This is a genomic window from Streptomyces yongxingensis (assembly GCF_055597465.1).
This window is the reverse complement of the sequence record NZ_CM145717.1, coordinates 10,662,097-10,680,665: the sequence shown is the minus strand read 5'-3', so window position 1 is coordinate 10,680,665 and position 18,569 is coordinate 10,662,097. Positions and strand designations below refer to the sequence as shown.

Genomic DNA, 18,569 nt, shown 5'->3' with positions numbered 1-18,569 from the left:
ACGCGTCGGTGCGGGCGAAGGCGCCGAACGCCAAGGTCGTGGTGGTGGGCTATCCGCGGCTGTACACGATCGGTGGCACCTGCGGCATCTTCGGGCTGAGCGACACCGAGCGTACGGCGCTCAACTCGCTTGCCGACACCCTCGACTCGGTACTGGCGGACCAGGCCACGAAGGCCGGGTTCACCTTCCTCGACCCACGTGCCGCCTTCGACCCACACACCATCTGCTCGCACGCCGAGACCTGGGTGACAAGTCTGGAGTGGGACAAGATCAACGAGTCCTACCACTCCAACAAGGCAGGGCACCATGACGGATACCTGCCCTTACTGACCGCGCTCGCGGGCTGACCGCTACGTCTGCGCGTTCCCGGGACGGTCACAGGGGGACGTAGGCCGGAGTGAACTCGACCGGCAGGGCGGTCACGCCCCGCATCCAGACGGACGGCCGCCACTCGATCTCATCGGCGGGGAGCGACAGCACCACATCAGGGAGCCGGTCGAGGAGCACCTCAATGGCCGCCTTGGTGATGATCTCGGCCAACTCCGGCGCCGGCTCCGGGCAGCGGTGCTCACCGTGGCTGAAGGACAGATGGGCCTGGTTGCCGGAGTTGGCCGCGAGATCCGGCCGCACCTGCGGGTCGGTGTTCGCGGCGGCCAGGCCCAAGATGACGCAGTCGCCCTTCTTGATCTGCTGCCCGCCGAGCTCGGTGTCCCGGGATGCCCAGCGCCCGATGAAGTTCTGGGTCGGAGTGTCCTCCCACAGCACCTCGGTGAGCGCTTGGCTGACGCTGCGGCGCCCGCCGGAGATCGTGACGGCGAACCGGTCATCGGTCAGCATCAGCCGCAAGGTGTTGCCGATCCAGTTGGACGTGGGCTGCTGACCGGCGGCCATGATCGCGATCATGTCCTGGACGATCTCCTCGTCGCTGAGCCGGGCCGGGTGAGCCACCATCCGCGAGGGCACGTCCGGCCTTGGCTCACGGCGGCTTCGCTCCACCAACTCCGCCATCTTCGCGGCTATGTGGCCATACGCCGCGACAGCTCCTTCGCCGTCGTCCAGTGAGGCGGTCATGTCCCGCTCCAGGTCGGCCGTCTCGGAAGGTTCAAGGCCACAGATCCGGGCCACCACCCGCAGCGGGACCTGGCTCGCGTACTCGGTCATCAGCTCGGCCCGGCCGCTGCCCGCGAACGCGTCGACCAACTCGTCGGCGACCTGCTCGCTGTGCGCGCGCAGCTCGAACTGGTCCGTTGCCGACAACGCGTCGCTGATCGCCCCCGAGCGCCGCCGATGCTCTGTGCCCTCGGTGAACAGCACGGACGGCTGATAGCCGACGAACGGCAGCAGCGGCCAGTCCTCCGGGATCCGGTCCCAGGCGTGCCAGCGACGGGAATCGCGGGCGAACAGCTCGGGGTTGGTGGTGACGTGGTGCACCTCGCGGTAGCCGAGGACCAGCCAAGCGGGGATGTCGCCGTCGACCCGGACCGGGGCCACCGGCCCATGGTCCCGCCGCAACTGCCCGTACAGCTCGGCCGGATCGGCCTGGAACCGCAGGGCGTGCATGCGTACGACGCCGGGGTCGTGGGCCGGGCAGCCCACGGGAGGCGAGGGGATCTGGGGGTCATTCATGCGGCGCGCTCCTGGGAAGGCGGCACGTTCGCCGACGCACCGAAGGAGTCCCGCATCGCTCGACCGATCGACCGGCTCACCGTGCTGAGGGCTGGCGTAGGTGCCGTCCGACCATGGGGAACCCTGGGTCCCACACCGCGGACGAGGTGGGCAGAAGGCTAACAGCCACCCGCCGCAGGAAGGGAACTCGGCGATCCGGCCAGGACCCGCGGCAGGGTCCCGGCCGGACTGTCACACCACGGACCCGTCCGCGCTTTCAGATCCGCTCCAGTCCGATGTGCACGGGTCCCCCGCTGGGAGAGACTCCCTCGAGCACGTTTGAGGGAACGCGGAAGACACGCCCCGGCGCGGCCGGCCAGGGCAGGGAGCGGCGGGCGATGACACGCCCGTCCTGACGGACCGCGACCTTCGGGAAGCGGACGAACTCATCGCTCCACAGCAGGAGTCGGCCGCGCGGAGGCGCGGGGTCCTGGGGGCGCAGGATCTGCGGGGCCACCCAGCGGAAGGGGGCGTCGGCGAGCAGACGTACCCCCTCGGCGTGTTCGCGCATGCCCTGGAGGTAGGTGATGACCTGGTGGGCGACGTGCCGGCCGTCCAGGGCGGCCACGTCGGCGGTGTCGACGGGGTGCAGCATGTTCCCGGCCGCGTAGACACCGGGCCGGCTGGTGCGCAGGGCCGTGTCGGTGAGGGGACCGAGGGTGCCGGGGTCGAGGGCGATGCCGGCGGTGCGGGCCAGTTCGTGGTCGGGGATCCAGTCACCGGTGAAGACGACGGTGTCGCACGCGACGGTCCGGCGTAGGCCGGTGTCCAGGTGCTCGATCTCGACGGCCTGACAACGGCCCTTGCCGATGATCCGCGTGATGCGGCTGCGGGTGGCGACGGGGACCCGCAGCACGGCGCGTCCCGCGGCGTTGAAGACGCCGTAGGATTCGGCCTTCGGATACCGGCTGATCATGAGGGCGGGGGTGCAGCCCGCTTCGCGCAGGGTGACGGCCGCCGACCAGCTGACCAGTTCGCCGCCGACGATGACGGCCCGCTTGCCGACGGGGCGGTGGTGGAGGTGGACGAGGTTCTGGAGCTGCCCCGTGGTGTAGACACCGTGCGGGCGGTCGCCGGGGACACGGCGCGCGGTCCTGGGTCGTTCACGGGCACCGGTGGCCAGCACGATGGCCTGGGGGCGGATCCGATAACGGCCCTCGGGGCCGGTGACATCGACGGTGTGGTCGTCGGCCCATCCGGTGACCATGGTGTGGGTACGGATCTCGGCCCCGGCGGCGGTGGCCTGCCGTACGAGGTGGCGTGCGTACGCGGGTCCCGACATGACACGGTGCAGGTCTCGCAGACCGTAGCCGGTGTGGTCGCTGTGGCGGGGAATGCCGCCGGCGGCGGGTTCACGGTCGACGGCGAGGATTCGGCCGCCGTGCCGGGAGGCCAGTTCCGCGGCCGCGGTCAGGCCCGCCGGTCCGGCGCCGACGATCAGGACGTCGGGGGTGATCAGGACGTCGGGAGTGATCGGGGACGGCTGCTGGGTCATCGGTTGTCCTTGTGCTGTCGGCTGCTGCGGCCGTCGTGGTTGTCGTGGTGCTCTTCCCTCAGGGCTGTTACGGCCGCTCCGCAGAAAAAGCCCTGGCAGCGGCCGTTCATGGCGCGGGTGCGGCGACGCAGCCCTTCGAGACCGCGGGCGGGCAGGGGGGCGTGGCAGGCGTCGCGGATCTCACCCTCGGTGACGCGTTCGCAAAAGCAGACGATGGTGCCGTAGGCAGGGTCGCGGGCGATGAGGTCGGCGTCCTGGTAGGGGCGCTGGGCGGCTTCGCCGATGTTGGGCATACGGGGCGGCTCGGGCAGGTCACCGCGGGAACGCAGGTTCAGGCCCGCCTCCTCCAGGAGCGTGCGGACGTGTTCGGCGATGGCGATGCCGGCGGTCAGTCCGGTGGAACGGATGCCTCCGACGAGGAGGTAGCGCTGCTGGGAGGTGGCCTCGATGAGGTAGTCGGGATGGTCGATGGCCGCGCGCAGACCGGCGTAGCTCGCGGTGATTTCCTCTGCCAGCAGCCGGGGCATGAGCCCTTCGCCCTTGCGGAGGAGGAAGTCGAAGCCGTCCTCGGATGTCGAGGTGTCCGTGCGGTCGGTGAGATCCTCGGCGGTGGGGCCGAGCATGACGTTGCCGTAGATGGTCGGGGAGATCAGCACGCCCTTGCCGCGCGAGGTGGGGACCGGCAGCACGATCTTGTCGACCATGGGGCGGGCGAGTTTGTCGAAGACGAACAGCTCGCCGCGGCGCGGGGTGACGGTGAACCGGTCGTGGCCGAAGAGCCGGTCGATGTGGTCGGCGCCCAGGCCGGCCGCGTTGACGACCCAGCGGGCGCGCACGTCCCCCGCGGACGTGTGCAGCGTCGTGGTCTGGGGGCCCTCGTCGACGCCGGTGACGGCGTGCCGGAGCAGGATCGTGGTGCCCCGCTGCTGTGCGTCGGTGGCCAGGGCGAGATTGGTGGTCCAGGTGCAGATGATGGACTCGTCCGGCACGGTCAGTCCGCCGAGTGCGCCGTCTCCGAGGTCGGGAAGGACGCGGTAGATCTCGTCGGCGTCGACGATCCGGCAGTGTTCGTAGCCGTTGGCCTCGGCCTTTTCCTTCAGTCCTGGCAGCGCCCGGAGCTCTTCCCCGTTCCAGGCCACCAGTACGGCGCCGGTGTGCTCGACGGGGATGCCCGTGGCCTTGGCGTAGGCGCTGAGCAGGTGGTAGCCGCGGGCGACCAGCCGGGATTCGAGCGTGCCGGGCTTGGCGTCGAAGCCGGTGTGAAGGATGGCGGTGTTGGCTTTGCTCGTCCCGTCGCCCACATCGTCGCGGGCTTCGAGCAAGGCGACGGAGACGTCGCATCCGGACAGTTCGCGTGCGATGGCCGCGCCGACGATGCCTCCGCCGATGACGGCGACGTCGAAGACGCCGCCCGCGGGGCGGTGGGGTGTGGCGGTCATGTGTGTTCTCCCTTGTCGGCGCAGGCCGCGGCGGCCTGCGCCCATGTGGTGCGGAACTCCTCGGCCCGGTCCGGGGACCAGCGGGGTTCGTAGACGGTGGCCGGCCGCCAGTCGCCGACCGCGTCCTCGAGGCTGAGCGTGGGGTCGAGGGCGCGGCGGGCGAGGGCGGCCGCGCCGAGGGGTGTGGCATGAGCGTGGGGGTAGATGTCGACCGGGAGCTGGCCGATATCGGCCTGGGCCTGCATCAGGGTGGCGGACTGGGTCAGTCCGCCGTCGGCGCGCAGCCGGGTCAGCGGCCGGCCCAGATCGGCCGCGACCAGGGAGCACAACTCGGCGACCTGGGCGGCGACGCCTTGCAGGACGGCCAGGACGAGGTGCTCGCGACGGGTGGCGAGCGTCAGCCCGGTGAACGACGCGGCCGCCTGCGGCGCCCACCAGGGGGCGGCGAGGCCGGCGAAGGCCGGCACACACAGCGCTCCCCCGGCATCCGCCGCGGCCACGGCGTCGAGATCGGTGGCCGACCGGATCAGGCCGAGGTCCCGCAGCCATCGCACCGCGGAGGCGACGGTGTAGACCTGACCGTCCACGCAGTACGGCGTCTGTCCGGCGATCCGCCAGGCCACCGACGTGGTCAGGCCGGCAGCGGATCGCACCGCGTTCCGGCCGGTGTTGGCCAGCAGGAAGGCCCCGGTGCCGTAGGTGCACTTGGCCGTGCCGGGTTCCAGGCAGTTCTCGGCCAGCAGCGCCGCCTGCTGGTCGACGATCAGCCCGGCCACCGGGATGTCCCCGCCGAAGGCCCGGGTCGTGCCGACGATCTCGTCGCCGGCGACCAGGCGCGGCAGCCGTTCCTTCCCGAGACCGAAGAGATCGGCGAGTTCACCGTCCCAGGTCACGCTGTCCAGGTCGAGGATCAGCGACCGGCTCGCGGTGGCGGCGTCGGTGACGAATTCGCCGGTGAGCTGGGCCACCAGCCAGGTGTCCGTGGTCGTCACCACGCCCTCACGGGTGACGTTGCGGCGCAGCCAGGCCATCTTCGGCGCGGAGAAGTACGGGTCCAGGACCAGCCCGGTGCGCTGGGCGATCCCCGCGGCATGAGCGGCCAGTTCCCGGCACACGCTCTCCGCGCGGCGGTCCTGCCACACGATGGCCCGCGAAAGGGGAGCCCCGGTCCGGGGATCCCATGCCAGTACGGTCTCGCCCTGATTGGCCAGCGCCACGCAGTCGATCGGCCGGCCGGCCGCGCTGACGGCCCTGCGGCCGGCCTCGAGGACGGAGTCGAGCAGCTCGTGCGGATCCTGTTCGACGCCTCCCCCGGCCAGATAGGCGGGACAGATGGTCTCCTCGGCGATCGCGACGGTGCCGTCCTCGTCGTCGACGACGATGGCCTTCGTGCCGGAGGTCCCCTGATCGATGGCGAGGATCGCGGTCATCGCGCACCACCTCCGGGGGCGACGTCACTCGGCTTCCGGGTGGCGCTGCCGGTGGTGTCCAGCACGCGATCGACGTCCGCCAGGTCCGGCATGGTCAGCCCGCTCCGGCGCCTGAGCGCGAGCAACCCGGCGAGATACACGGCACCGATCGCGAACAGCACCAGGACGTAGGTCCACGGCCCGCGGAACGAGGCGTCGCGGAAGATCAGCAGCTCGTACACCAGCCAGACGGCGGCGACGACGAGGACCGGAATCTCCCAGCGACCGAGTGAGAAGCCCTTGGTCGGGGGCAGGGACCGGCGCTTGACCGCGTACATCGCGACGGTTCCCGCGTAGATGATGGCCGGCAGCAGCGTACCGGCGGAGAACAGCTGGAAGAGCGCGTCCGTGGAGCGGGAGAACACCGCGAGGATGATCTGGGCGATCAGCATCATGAACACCGAGGCGTTCAGCGGGGTCGCCGTACGCCGGTCGATGCGCTTCAGCAGCCGCCAGCCGGGGAAACGTTCGTCCCGGGACATCGCGTACACCAGCCGGGTGCCGCTCAAGGTGATCACCAGTCCGCAGGAGAAGATCGAGACCACGACGAGGACCAGCAGGATCTTTCCGATGACCGATCCCAGCACGGCGGTGATCACCGTGGCGACCGGTGTCGCCGACGCGCCCACGCCGTCGACCCGACCGGCCGCGGCGGTGACCGCGACCAGGAACAGGAAGCCGAGCACACCCAGCGACAGCACCGCCTGCGCCATCGCCTTGGGGATGACCCGGGCCGGGTTCCGCGTCTCCTCGGCCAGATTGGCCGCCGACTCGAAACCGACGATGGTGAACGCGCCGAGCAGGAACGCCAGGGCGAACGGGCCGGCGTGGGTGGCGCCGCCCAGTGCGTAGTAGCCGCTTTCGGGGACCGGTCCGCTGTCGAAGAGGTGCCCGAAATCGAGCTTGCCGGTGAAGGCGCCCACGGCGAACAGCAGCGTGGTCAGTGCGACCATGCCGATCAGCTGGATCGTCACCGCCACGTTGTTGACCCGGTGGGTGGTCCGGGTGGAGGCGGCGACCAGAACGGCCTGGAGCAGGACCACACCCGCCGTGATCGCCCAGGCGTTCTGGGTGGTTCCGACGTAGCGGAAGAGCTCAGGGAGGATGGTGGAAGCGATCGTGTAGTCCACGGCCACGAGGACCACGCCCAGGAAGGCGAACGAGATCCAGCCCATGATCCAGCCCCACACCGGGCCCACGATCCTGGACACCCACTGGTAGGAGTAACCGCTGATCGGTATCCGGGCCGCGAGGGCGCCGAAGACCAGGGCGACGGACAGCTGGCCGATCACCGTAATGGGCCAGGCCCAGATGGCGCGGGGACCAGAGCTCGCGAGTACCGATCCATAGGCGGTGAAGATGCCCGTCGCGATCGACACGAACCCGAAGGCCACGGAGAACGAGGCATACCAGCCCAGCTCCCGGGACATGCCCTGGGGACCCTCGCCGCTCGTCGGGGCGTCTGGTCTCACTCCGTGAAGACCTTCATCTGCGTGTGCCATGACTCGAATCCCTGCTCGGGGCGCCCCCGCTGTTGAAACTGGGGGCCTGTCGGACGTGAAGGAAACCGAACGTGATCGACGCCACGGGCCCACCCGTCCGGCCGCGGACGAGCGCGACCACCACACCTGGGCAGGGCCGAAACCATGCCACGAGCATGCCCAGTGGGTTTGGCCACGCCCGAGGATGACCGATTCCGTGGAAATCTGACCGTCGATTTCTGGAAGTGTGGCCCAGGGCACGCATCACGTCAAGGGTTCGCCTGCCCGCAAACCCCAGGACAGTCGGCCGATCGCCGCCCATCACACGCACCGCCAAGGCGCGTACGAGGGCCGTGACCCGACCGGGAGGGGCCACGTGGCAACGGTAGGATTCAGTCACAGGTCCACAGAAGCAGTCACCATCAAGGGGTGAGCCGTGCTCGCTGCCGAGCGCCATCGCAGAATCGTCGCCGAGATCGCCCGGCTCAACTTCATCACCACCGATCACCTCACCACCTTGCTCGGCGTCTCCCATGAAACGATCCGCCGGGATCTCGCACTGCTCGAACGCCGCGGCGAGCTCTCCCGGGTGCACGGCGGCGCCACCAGCCGCCAGGCGCCGGTCGGGGAGGAGGCATCCTTCAACGAGCGCAGCGGCACGCTGGCCGCGGAGAAGGAAGCGATCGGACGAGCCGCGGCGGCGCTCATCGAGCCGAACCAGACCGTCGTCATCGACGTCGGCACCACGGCTCTGGAGGTGGCCCGCGCCCTGCCCGCCGATCACGTCGGCGTCATCGCCACCCCCTCCCTGCTCGTGGCCACGGAAGTCAGCACGCGCCCTCGAGTGGAGGTCCTGGTCAGCGGCGGTCGGCTCCGCCCCGGCGACCTGGCCTGCTCCAACGCACAGACCGTCGAGTTCTTCGGCAACCTGCGGGCCGACGCCGTCTTCCTGGGTTCCGGCGGCATCGCCCCATACGGCCTGACCGACTTCCACCTCGACGAGGTCGCCACCAAGCGCGCGATGCTCGACAACGCCTCCCACCGCTACGTACTGGCCGATTCGAGCAAGGTCGGCCGCATGGCCGCGCATCGCGTGTGCGAACTGAACGGCTTCGACACCCTCATCACCGACAAGCCGTGCCCGGCCGAACTGCGCACCGCCCTGAGCCGGGCCGGAGGCAGTGTCATCGTGGCTTGAAGCCCCTCTCGCCGCGGGCCCCGCACGTGTGCTCAGGGCAGATACGGGCCCGCGCGTAACAGGCGGCCACAGGGTCGGCAAGCGGTTCGGTCTCGGTCACGGTGATTTTCGACCGGAGTCACCCCCGGACGGAGCGGTCGAGGCGAGCGGCAGCCGCTGTCCCCACACGGGCCGTCTTCCTTATGGAGCTCCCACACATGCCTTTCCCGGATGCCCTTGCCTAACGTGTGCGCCGAGCGGGGCAGTGTGGTGAAAGCCTTGGGCAGTCTTGGACAAGGGGGTCGGAACATGGAGTGCCGACGAAACCGGGCAGGCCGGTGGCGGCTGTTACTCGCCCTCCTGATGGCGGTGGTGGCCGGGCTGCCGGCCGCCGGCGGCACCGCGTCCGCCGCGGAGCCGCCCTCCTATCTGACCCAGGAGGCGAGCTACGGCGCCGGTGCGGTCACCGGCGGATGGGAGCGCGTGGAGCGTTATCTCGACGCCACCGCCGGATTCCGCACCGAGGGCTACCCGCCGGACGGCCGCGGCGACCAGGACGGGCGGCGCGTGACGTACTTCGGCGGCGTCTCCCGCCCGTACTCCGGCCGCTTCCTGCTCTACTCGGCCCCCGGCTGGGACACCGGCACCCGCGCCACGCCCGTGCTCCTCGTCCACGGCGCGAACGACACCGCGGACCGTGCCTGGGCCAATCCTGGCGAGGCGGGCGGCTACGGCTGCGGCGCCGTCTCCTGCCCGTCCACCGGACTGATGCAGTACCTGTCCGCGCGCGGCCACCGGGTCTTCGCCGTGGGCTTCGCGCACAAGCAGGGCGACAACCTGATGCAGGCGCAGATCGTCGGCGACGCGATCGCCGTCATCAAGGCGAAGCTGGGCGTCGGCAAGGTCGACCTGGTCGGCTGGAGCAAGGGCGAGATGTCGGCCCGCGCCTATGTGTCGTCCGTGAAGCCGAGCTGGGGACGGGCCTACGCCGGCGACGTGCGCAAGCTCATCACCCTCGGCGGCCCGAACGGCGGCTACGACTACCCGTACGCCCACGGCTGGGCGCACGACTTCTCCATCTGGCCCGAATGCGGGGGCAAGGTCAACGCACCCTCCCCGCACTCGCACATGACCTGCTACGGAACGTACACGGCGCACCCCGAGTTCTCCATGACCCCCTCCGGCGGGTACGACGACTACCCCGGCCAGCGCCAGATGCTGGCCCGCTGGGACGGGGTCTACGGAGTCGACGGCGCCGCGCAGGACTGGTACACGACGTACTACGGCGGCCAGGGCCTGTACACGGCGGGCAGCGGCATCCAGGCCGCCATCGACGCCGGCTCACTGATCGAGCCGCTGCACACCGCCGGAGTACCCGCCGCCGTCACCACCTATCTGCTGGCCGGCGGATCCCCCGACGTCCTCGGCATCTTCAACGAGAACCGCGCCCCCAGCGACGGTGTCGTCTTCATCGCCAGCGCACTCGACACCACCGGCATCCCCACGGTCGGTGGCACGGCCACCATCGCCGGCGCCAACCACCTCGAACTGGGCTGGAACACCTCCGCCGCCGCCCAGGTCGCCGCCTGGCTCGCCTAGCGCGCTCCCGCGAAGGACCACACACATGACCACGAGTACGAACGGCGTCCGCACCCGGCGGGTGCCCACCGAGCGGCTCACCGTCCAGCTCGCGGAGGTCCGGGACGAGGGGGAGCCGGTCGTCTTCATCCACGGCAACGTCTCCTCCGCCGCCTTCTGGCACACCACCCTGCCCCTGCTGCCGGACCGCTACCGCCCCATCGCACCGGACCTCCGCGGCTTCGGCGGCACCGACCCGCTGCCCATCGACGCCACGCGCGGTCTGCGCGACCACGCCGACGATCTCGCGGCGCTGCTGGCGGCCCTCGGGATCGACCGGGCGCATCTGGTGGGCTGGTCCATGGGCGGGGGTGTGGCTCTGCAGTACCTCTGCGACCACCCGGCCGAGGTGCGCTCCCTGACCCTGGTCAACCCGGTCTCCCCGTACGGCTTCGGCGGTACGCACGGGGTGGACGGCGCCCTCAACTCCCCGGACGGGGCCGGCTCGGGCGGCGGCACGGCCAACCCGGAGCTGGTCGCGCGGCTCGCCGAGGGCGACCGCCACGAGGGCTCCCCGCTCTCGCCCCGCGCCGTCCTGGCGAACTACTACCTCAAGCCGCCGTGGCGTTCCGGGCACGAGGACGCGTACGTCGAGGCCATGCTCACCACGCGGACCGGCGACGACCACTACCCGGGCGACAGCGTGGCCTCCCCCGTCTGGCCGGGCGTCGCCCCCGGCACCCGGGGAGTCCTCAACTGCATGTCCCCGCTCCACATGCGCCTCGACGGGCTGCATCTGGTCGATCCCAAGCCGCCGATCCTGTGGATCCGCGGCGAGGACGACGTCATCGTCTCGGACACCTCGCTGTTCGACCTGGCGCACCTGGGCGCGATCGGCGCGGTGCCGGGCTGGGACGGGACACCCGCCCAGCCGATGGTGGCGCAGACCCGCCACGTGCTGAACCGTTACGCGGCCGGGGGCGGTACGGTGCGCGAAGTGGCCGTGTCAGGGGCCGGGCACGCGGTGCATCTGGCGCGCCCCGAGGAGTTCGGCGCGGCGCTGCTGGAGGTCCTGTCGGCATGACGGTGTGCGTCACCGCCCTGGGTGCCGTCCGCGGCAGTGTCTCCCCGGACGGTGTGGCGTCCTTCCTGGGCGTTCCCTACGCCGCCCCGCCCTTCGGCCCCCGCCGCTTCCGCGCACCGGCTCCGCCCGAGCCGTGGACCGGAGTGCGCGATGCCACGGCCTATGGTCCCACCGCGCCGCACGCGCCCTACGCACCGCCCTTCGACGCCCTCGTGCCGGACGACGTCATCCCCGGTGAGGACTGTCTGAACCTCAATATCTGGACCCCCGCGCCGGAGCCGGGGGCGGGTCTGCCGGTGATGGTGTGGCTGCACGGAGGAGCCTTCTCCAACGGCGCGGGGTCGGCGTCGGCGTACGACGGCGGTGCCTTCGCCCGCGACGGGGTCGTGTGCGTCACCCTCAACTACCGCCTGGGTGCGGACGGTTTCCTGCACCTGCCCGGCGTCCCCGACAACCGCGGCCTCCTGGACCAGGTGGCAGCCCTGAACTGGATCCGCGCCCACATCGCCGCCTTCGGGGGCGACCCCGAGCAGGTGACCGTCTTCGGCGAATCGGCGGGGGCGATGAGCATCGGCGTCCTGCTGTCCACCGGCAGGGCACGCGGCCTGTTCCACCGCGCGATCCTGCAGAGCGGCGCGTGTCACCACTTCCTGCGTCCCGCCTCGGCGGCCCGGATCGCCTCCCGTCTGGCCGCGAGACTCGGCATCGAACCGGCCCCGGACGCCTTCGCCGCGGTCCCCCTCACCGACCTCCTCCCCGCGCAGGCGGAACTCCGCGCCGAGATGGGCGCGCGCCCGGACCCGGCACTGTGGGGCGAGGCGGTGCTCAACATCATGCCGTTCGAACCGGTGGCGGCCGATCTCGCCCTTCCCGGCCCCGACTGCGGCGTCGACCTCCTGATCGGCAGCAATAGCGAGGAGTACCGCTTCTTCCTGGTTCCCACGGAGCGCCTGGAAACCGTCTCCACATCGGCGCTGCGTGCCGGGACGGCCGCCTACGGCCTGAACCCGGACCAGGCACTCCCCCGCTACCGCGCCACCCGCCCCGGTGCCACCCCGGGTGAGCTCCTGGCCGCGGTGGCGACGGACTGGTTCTACCGGATCCCCGCCATCCGCCTGGCCGAGTCCGTCCCGGGCTCGTACCTGTACGAGTTCGCCTGGCGCTCCCCGCGCTTCCGCGCCCGCCTCGGCGCATGCCACACGCTGGAACTGGCCTTCGTCTTCGACCGCCTCCAGGACCCGTCCTACGGCCCGATCCTCGGCGACCGCCCTCCCCAGGCCCTCGCGGACGCGATGCACGGAGCGTGGGTCTCCTTCGCGAAGACCGGCGACCCCGGCTGGCCCGCGTACGACACCACCACCCGCACCACAAAGGTCTTCGCCACCGACTCCGCTCTGCTGGACGACCCGCGGAGAGAGGAACGCCGGCTCTGGAAAGGCGTGCGCTAGGGGCCGTCGTCACAGATCACCGGTGCCGTCCCGGGTGGCGAGCTTGTCGTAGACGGCCTGGTCATGAACGGGGACCGCGTTGGACTCCCGCCGCACCACTCCGCAGGCCGTCACCTTTTGAGCATTGCCTATACCAGTCAGACCACAGTATGGTCTGTGGCGTAACTGGTCTGCGAAAGAGTTGACCGAGAGGGAGTTCCTCCTGTGCGGGTGTCGCCGATCGTCTTCCCGGACCCAGAGGCCCTGGGGCGCAAGCTGGCCGCGGAGATCGCCGTGGAAATCGAGGATGCCGCGCGAGCCGGGCGGCCGTATGTGCTCGGGTGTCCGGGCGGGCGCACCGCCGCCAGCACCTACCGGGCACTGGCGGACGAGGTGGCCGCGCGGCGGCTGGACCTGGGGCACGTCGTCATCGTGATGATGGACGAGTACGTCGAGGCCACACCGCTGGGGTCGCACGGCTGGGAGTACCGCGCGATCGACTCCGGGCTGCCGCACAGCTGCCTTCGCTTCGGGCGAGAGGAGGTCGTGGGACGCATGAACGCCGCGGCGGGGCCGGGACGGGGGATCGCGCCGGAGCGGCTGTGGGGGCCGGATCCAGCCGATCCCGAAGCCTATGACCTGCGGATCGCGGAGCTCGGCGGGATCGATCTGTTCCTGCTGGCTTCCGGGGCGGGCGATGGGCACATCGCTTTCAACCCGGCGGGCAGCCCGGCGGACTCACGGACCAGGGTGGTCCAGCTGGGCGAACAGACCAGGACCGACAACCTGGCGACCTTCCCGACGTTCGGCGGGCTGGACGACGTTCCCCGCTACGGAGTCACGGTCGGCATCGGCACCATCCGCACCCAGTCCAGGCGGGTGGTGATGGTGGCCCACGGCAGCGACAAGGGCAAGGCGGCGGCGCGGCTCGCCCGGGCGGAAGGGTACGAGGCCGACTGGCCGGCCACCGTCTTCGCCGACTGCGCGCACCCGCGGCTCTACCTCGACCAGGCGGCAGTGGCCGCCTCAGCGGCACTCACCTCGCTCTGAAGCCGCAGCTCACATCCGAATCCCAAGCTGAATCACCAAGAGATCCTGGAGGATCGATGGCTCGCGTCAAGATTGCCTACCTCGGTGGTGGGTCCTCGCGTGCAGCGGGGACCATGGCCTCCTTCATGCACCACGGCAAGGAGTTCGACGGCTCCGAGTTCGTGCTGATCGACCTCGATCAGGACCGGCTCGATGTGGTCCGGACGCTCACCGAGAAAATGGCCCGCAACGCGGGCCTCGACATCACCATCAGCACCGCGACCGACCAGCGTGCGGGCCTGCGCGACGTCGACGCCGTGCTCAGCAGCTACCGTCCCGGCGGCTTCGAGGCCCGTGCGCTCGACGAGCGGATCCCGCTCAAGTACGGGGTCATCGGCCAGGAGACGCAGGGGCCGGGCGGCACGATGATGGCGTTGCGCTCGATCAACATCATCAAGGAGGTCTGCGCCAACCTGGCCGACGTCGCCCCCCGCGCCCGGATCTTCAACTACACCAACCCGGTCAACATCGTCTCCCAGGCGGTCTCCGACTACACCGACATCCCGATCGTCTCCTTCTGCGAGGGCCCGATCGTCTTCCCGCCGGTCGTCGCCAAGGCCGCCGGACTCGACCCGGACAAGCTCAAGGCCAACCTCGTCGGCGTCAACCACAACTGCTGGTCGAACGAGGCGACCTACGACGGGCAGGATGCCTTCCCGATCCTGCGCGAGCGCTACGAGGCGCTGAAGGACAAGCCCACCGAGGACCGCAACGGCATGCGTGCGCTGCACCTGGCGGTGGCGATGGAGTCCATACCGTCCGACTACTTCAACTACTACTACTTCAAGGACGAGATCCTGCGCGAGCGGCAGTTGGCCGCCAAGACCCGTTCCGAGGTCATCCTGGACTCGCTGCCCGACTACTGGGAGCACTACCGGGAGCAGGCCGCCTCCGACGCCCCGCAGCTCGAGAAGGACCGCTCGCGCGGCGGGATCCACGAGCTGGAGCTGGCCATCGAGGCGATCAGCGCGTTCTACAACGACGCCCCGGCGCGTCTCCCCTTCAACATCACCAACACCGGCGGCTGGCTGCCCGGATTCGAGGAGTCGACCGTCGTGGAGCTGTGGGGCACGGTGGATGGCACGGGCTTCCACCCCGAGGAGCAGAAGCCGCTGCCGCACTCGGTGCGTGGCATCGTCCAGCAGTTGGCCGAGTACCAGATCCTCACCGCCAAGGCGGCCTGGGAGGGCACCGCCGCGGACGCCGTCCGAGCCCTGATGGCCAATCCGCTGGTGCCCTCGCTGCCGGTGGCCGAGGCGCTGTACGCCGAGCTGGCCACGGCGCAGCGGGCCTGGCTGCCGGAGCGTCTGCTGCCGTGACACGGGCTCAGGCGGCACGTCCCGCGTCCGCGCTCTACCTGGGCGTGGACGCGGGCAACAGCAAGACCGCGGCCCTGGTGTCCACCGCCTCCGGCGAGGTGGTGGGCGCCGGGCGTTCGGGCTGTGGCGACATCTACGGGGCACCGACCCCCGAGCTCGCCGTGTCCGAGGTGCTGGCGGCGGTGCGGGCTGCCCTGGCCCAGGCCGGGGCGGAGATCCGGGACGTCGGGAGCGCGGCCTTCCGGCTGGCCGGGGTCGACTGGCCCGAGGACCAGGGCTACTGGGACACGGCCCTGACGCGCCATTGTCCCGGCGCGCTGAACGGGCGCAGCATCCTCAACGACGGCTATGCCGCCATCCGGTGCGGCGATGCCCGCGGCATCGGCATCTCGGTGACCGGCGGGACGTCGGGGGCGATCGCCGCCCGCGGCCCCGGCGGTGAGCTGTGGGACATGGGCTGGTGGGGCCAGTACGGAATGGGCGCCACCGGTCTGGCGAACGAGGCGTTCCGGGCGGTGTTCCTGGCCGAGTTGGGGCTCGGCCGGCCGACCGCCCTGACCGAGGCCCTGCTCACGCACTACGGCAAGTCCACCGTGACGGCGCTGAACCACTGGCTGACGCGCCGTGAGGGACGCGCCTCGGGCCGCGAGCGGAACAGCTGTGCGCGGGCGGTCGCGGCGGTGGCCGCGGCGGGTGATCCGGCGGCCGTGGAGATCGTCCGCGCCCAAGGACGCCATCTGGCCCAGTACGCCGGGGTGGCCGCACGGCGGACCGGGCTGGCGCGGGCGGGAGGGCCGGTGAGCGTCGTCCTGTCGGGCTCGGTGCTGATGGCGGAGGGCTCTCCCGTCGCCGACGCGCTGTTCGCGGAGCTGCCCGCGCACGTACCCGGAGCGGTGCTGCACCGCGGCTCCCTGCCACCGGTGGCCGGCGCGCTGCTGGACGCCCTGGCCGACGGCGGGGTGGCGTTGGCGGACCCGGTGGTGGCCGACGCCGTGCTGGAGAAGGTGACGGGGAGCCTGCCGCCCCGGGAATTCCTGGCCACGTGAGACGCGGCGCCCCGGCGTTCGTCGCCGGCGCGGCGTCAGCGTCAGGGGCGCACCGGGCGGAACAGGTCGGCCTGGAAGCGGTAGGCATCGCTGCGGTAGACCATCCGGCCGGTCAGCACCAGCGAGCCGTCGTCGGTGTAGGTCAGCTCCTCGCCGATCAGCACCGGGTCGCCCGGCTCGATGTCCAGCAGTTCGGCGGTGGCCTGGTCGGCCGCCGCCGCGTGGACCGTGTAGGAGCTGCGGGCGATCCGCAGCCCGCAGTCCTGCTCCAGGGTCTCGTACAGGGAACGGTCGGTGAGGTCGATCTCGGCCAATCGGGGTGCGAGAGCGAGGACCACCACGCTGGAGTCCACGCACACCGGCACACCGTCCATACGGCGCAGCCGACGCAGTTCGAGGACCTGGGAGGCGGGGGCGACGGAGAGTTGCTCGGCCTCTTCGAAGGTGGCCGGGCGGGTACGTCGGCGCAGCACCTCGGACTGCGGGCGCAGCCCGCGGGCGCGCGCCATCTCGGAGAAGCTCTGCAGGGTGCTCGGCGGTTCGCCGACGACGTTACGGCGGACGAACCAGCCGCGCTGCGAGGAGCGTTCCAGCTTGTTCTCCTCGGCGAGCCGGCCCAGCGCCAGGCGCAGGGTGGAGCGGCTGACTCCGAGGTCCGCGGCGAGGTCCCGCTCCCCCGGCAACCGGCTTCCCGCTGCATAGACCCCGCGGCGCAACGCCTCGCTGAGTCGGCGGTAGGTCTGCGCGACGGCGGCCCCCGCCTTGGTGTCCTCCACGCTCGTCATGCCCTTACGTTACCAAGACTGGTCTGCCGAGCGGAACAAACAAACCAGGTTCCCGCATCTGGACTAAGTGGTCTGCTGCGTTTTAGGCTCGCCCGCATCCGGGCTTTCGGGACATCCCATCGAGGACAGGAGACACCGTGGTCTCGCACCGCAGAACTCGACGGATCGCCGGCGTACTGGCGCCATTGGCGGCAGTCGGCCTGCTCGCCGGCTGTATGCCGGGCACCAATGGAAGCGGTGCGAACAACTCCGCCAGACCAGGCGCGGTCGCCACCGATCCGGCCGCGATGGGCAAGGTCACGTTGCACGTACTGGACTACTTCACCGGCGATCCTGACAACGCCTGGATGAAGGACGTCGTCAAGGCATTCGAGAAGAAGTACCCCAACATCACCATCCAGCGGAGCTCGCTGCCCTGGGGCGATGTGATGGCCGCCCTGCCGCTCAAGCTGAAGTCCGCCAACCCCCCGGACATCGTCCCGGCCAACAACGGCTGGCAGTCGCTGGGAACCCTCGTTCGCGGCGGGCTGGTGCTCAACCTGGACAACTACGCCAAAGCCTACGGATGGAAGCAGGCTTTCCCGCGGTCCATCCTGAGCGAGCACGAGTTCACCCCCGACGGCAAGCAGATGGGCACCGGCTCGCTGTTCGGCGCCCCGGTCGCCCGCGCCTCACTGCTCGAGGTCTACTACAACCGGGCCCTGCTCAAGAAGATCGGCGCCAAGGTCCCGCACAGCTACGCAGAATTCCAGGCCACTCTCGCCAAGGCCAAGGCGAGCGGCATCGCCCCCATCACACTGGGCAACGCGGACCGGAACGGGATCACCCAGCCGCTCTTCTCGCTGATGAACGCCCTGGGCGCGCGGAACAAGATCTCCGACTTCGTCTACTCGCACGGCAAGGTGGACGTCGCCCAGACCGGCCTCCCGCAGGCGGTCTCCACCTTCAAGCAGTGGTCCGACAAGGGCTACCTGGTCAAGAACTACGCCGGGACCCCCTCGGACCGTGCCGCCCAGTCCTTCGTCAATGGAAAGGGCCTGTTCCACTTCAACTACTCGGGCTCGTTGCCGTTCAAGCCAGGACAGTCCAAGGGCTTCGGTTCGTTCGTTCTGCCCCGTGCGGACGGCGGCAAGCCGGTAGCCACGGCCTCCTCCGCGACCAACTTCTCCATCGCCTCGAAGTCCAAGCACGCCGACGCGGCCGCGGCCTTCCTCCAGTTCGCGGCCAGTGAGCAGGCGGCCGAACTCGCCGTACGGCACGGGACGATGCCACTGCTGCACCCGGACGTGAAGGCCCCCGCCGGGGACCCGCTGTTCGCCGACGACGTGGCCATCGCCCGGCAGGTCACGACGGACGACAGGTCCGTGCCCTATCTGGACTGGACCACGCCGACGCTGTTCGACACCCTCAACACCGCCATGCAGAACACTCTGGCCGGAAAGTCCACACCGAAGGCGGCGGTCAGCGCCGTCGACGACGATGCCACCGCCTTTGTGAAGGGCCTGGCGAGGTAAC

15 protein-coding genes are annotated in these 18,569 nt (G+C 70.6%); 9 read left to right on the top strand and 6 right to left on the bottom strand.

Annotated features, from left to right (window positions below; translation table 11 throughout):
* The first annotated feature begins 8 nt into the window (after positions 1–8).
* Positions 9–347 carry an SGNH/GDSL hydrolase family protein gene (locus tag ACZ6TD_RS45275; protein ID WP_471347712.1) on the top strand — a complete coding sequence of 113 codons (339 nt, stop codon included), beginning with the start codon at positions 9–11 and terminating at the stop codon, positions 345–347.
* Between the two features lie 28 nt (positions 348–375).
* Here ACZ6TD_RS45275 and ACZ6TD_RS45270 read toward each other — a convergent pair whose 3' ends face one another.
* The 5 genes from ACZ6TD_RS45270 to ACZ6TD_RS45250 all read right to left on the bottom strand — a co-directional run bounded on the left by ACZ6TD_RS45270 (position 376) and on the right by ACZ6TD_RS45250 (position 7,540).
* Positions 376–1,626 (bottom strand): cytochrome P450, encoded by a 1,251-nt coding sequence (locus ACZ6TD_RS45270; protein ID WP_471347710.1) that lies wholly within the window; start codon positions 1,624–1,626, stop codon positions 376–378.
* A gap of 256 nt (positions 1,627–1,882) precedes the next feature.
* On the bottom strand, positions 1,883–3,160 hold the full coding sequence (locus tag ACZ6TD_RS45265) for an NAD(P)/FAD-dependent oxidoreductase (RefSeq protein ID WP_471347708.1): 1,278 nt from the start codon (positions 3,158–3,160) through the stop codon (positions 1,883–1,885).
* On the bottom strand, positions 3,157–4,599 hold the full coding sequence (locus ACZ6TD_RS45260; protein ID WP_471347706.1) for an FAD-dependent oxidoreductase: 1,443 nt from the start codon (positions 4,597–4,599) through the stop codon (positions 3,157–3,159). The genes ACZ6TD_RS45265 and ACZ6TD_RS45260 overlap by 4 nt, the downstream gene beginning before the upstream one ends.
* Complete coding sequence (locus tag ACZ6TD_RS45255) at positions 4,596–6,029, bottom strand: FGGY family carbohydrate kinase (protein WP_471347704.1); 1,434 nt, start codon at positions 6,027–6,029, stop codon at positions 4,596–4,598. Before ACZ6TD_RS45255 ends, ACZ6TD_RS45260 begins: the two co-directional genes overlap by 4 nt.
* Positions 6,026–7,540, bottom strand: coding sequence for an APC family permease (locus ACZ6TD_RS45250; RefSeq protein WP_471347702.1), 1,515 nt, complete (start codon positions 7,538–7,540; stop codon positions 6,026–6,028). The genes ACZ6TD_RS45255 and ACZ6TD_RS45250 overlap by 4 nt, the downstream gene beginning before the upstream one ends.
* A gap of 445 nt (positions 7,541–7,985) precedes the next feature.
* Here ACZ6TD_RS45250 and ACZ6TD_RS45245 point away from each other — a divergent pair, with 445 nt between their 5' ends.
* From ACZ6TD_RS45245 to ACZ6TD_RS45215, 7 genes are all read left to right on the top strand, one after another.
* Entirely contained in the window at positions 7,986–8,747 is a 762-nt protein-coding gene (locus tag ACZ6TD_RS45245; RefSeq protein ID WP_471347700.1) for a DeoR/GlpR family DNA-binding transcription regulator, read from the top strand.
* A gap of 288 nt (positions 8,748–9,035) precedes the next feature.
* On the top strand, positions 9,036–10,325 hold the full coding sequence (locus tag ACZ6TD_RS45240; RefSeq protein ID WP_471347698.1) for an esterase/lipase family protein: 1,290 nt from the start codon (positions 9,036–9,038) through the stop codon (positions 10,323–10,325).
* A gap of 25 nt (positions 10,326–10,350) precedes the next feature.
* Entirely contained in the window at positions 10,351–11,388 is a 1,038-nt protein-coding gene (locus ACZ6TD_RS45235; protein WP_471347696.1) for an alpha/beta hydrolase, read from the top strand.
* Entirely contained in the window at positions 11,385–12,836 is a 1,452-nt protein-coding gene (locus ACZ6TD_RS45230) for a carboxylesterase/lipase family protein (protein ID WP_471347694.1), read from the top strand. The genes ACZ6TD_RS45235 and ACZ6TD_RS45230 overlap by 4 nt, the downstream gene beginning before the upstream one ends.
* A 204-nt stretch (positions 12,837–13,040) precedes the next feature.
* Positions 13,041–13,865, top strand: coding sequence for a 6-phosphogluconolactonase (locus ACZ6TD_RS45225; RefSeq protein WP_471347692.1), 825 nt, complete (start codon positions 13,041–13,043; stop codon positions 13,863–13,865).
* Between the two features lie 56 nt (positions 13,866–13,921).
* Positions 13,922–15,223 carry a family 4 glycosyl hydrolase gene (locus tag ACZ6TD_RS45220; protein ID WP_471347690.1) on the top strand — a complete coding sequence of 434 codons (1,302 nt, stop codon included), beginning with the start codon at positions 13,922–13,924 and terminating at the stop codon, positions 15,221–15,223.
* Positions 15,220–16,269 (top strand): BadF/BadG/BcrA/BcrD ATPase family protein, encoded by a 1,050-nt coding sequence (locus tag ACZ6TD_RS45215; protein ID WP_471347688.1) that lies wholly within the window; start codon positions 15,220–15,222, stop codon positions 16,267–16,269. Before ACZ6TD_RS45220 ends, ACZ6TD_RS45215 begins: the two co-directional genes overlap by 4 nt.
* A 41-nt stretch (positions 16,270–16,310) precedes the next feature.
* Here the strand turns inward: ACZ6TD_RS45215 and ACZ6TD_RS45210 are convergent, their stop codons facing one another.
* Positions 16,311–17,054, bottom strand: coding sequence for a GntR family transcriptional regulator (locus ACZ6TD_RS45210; protein ID WP_471347685.1), 744 nt, complete (start codon positions 17,052–17,054; stop codon positions 16,311–16,313).
* A gap of 185 nt (positions 17,055–17,239) precedes the next feature.
* On the opposite strand from ACZ6TD_RS45210, the gene ACZ6TD_RS45205 reads away from it, so the two are divergent.
* Positions 17,240–18,568, top strand: coding sequence for an ABC transporter substrate-binding protein (locus ACZ6TD_RS45205; protein WP_471347683.1), 1,329 nt, complete (start codon positions 17,240–17,242; stop codon positions 18,566–18,568).
* The last annotated feature ends 1 nt before the right edge of the window (position 18,569 follow it).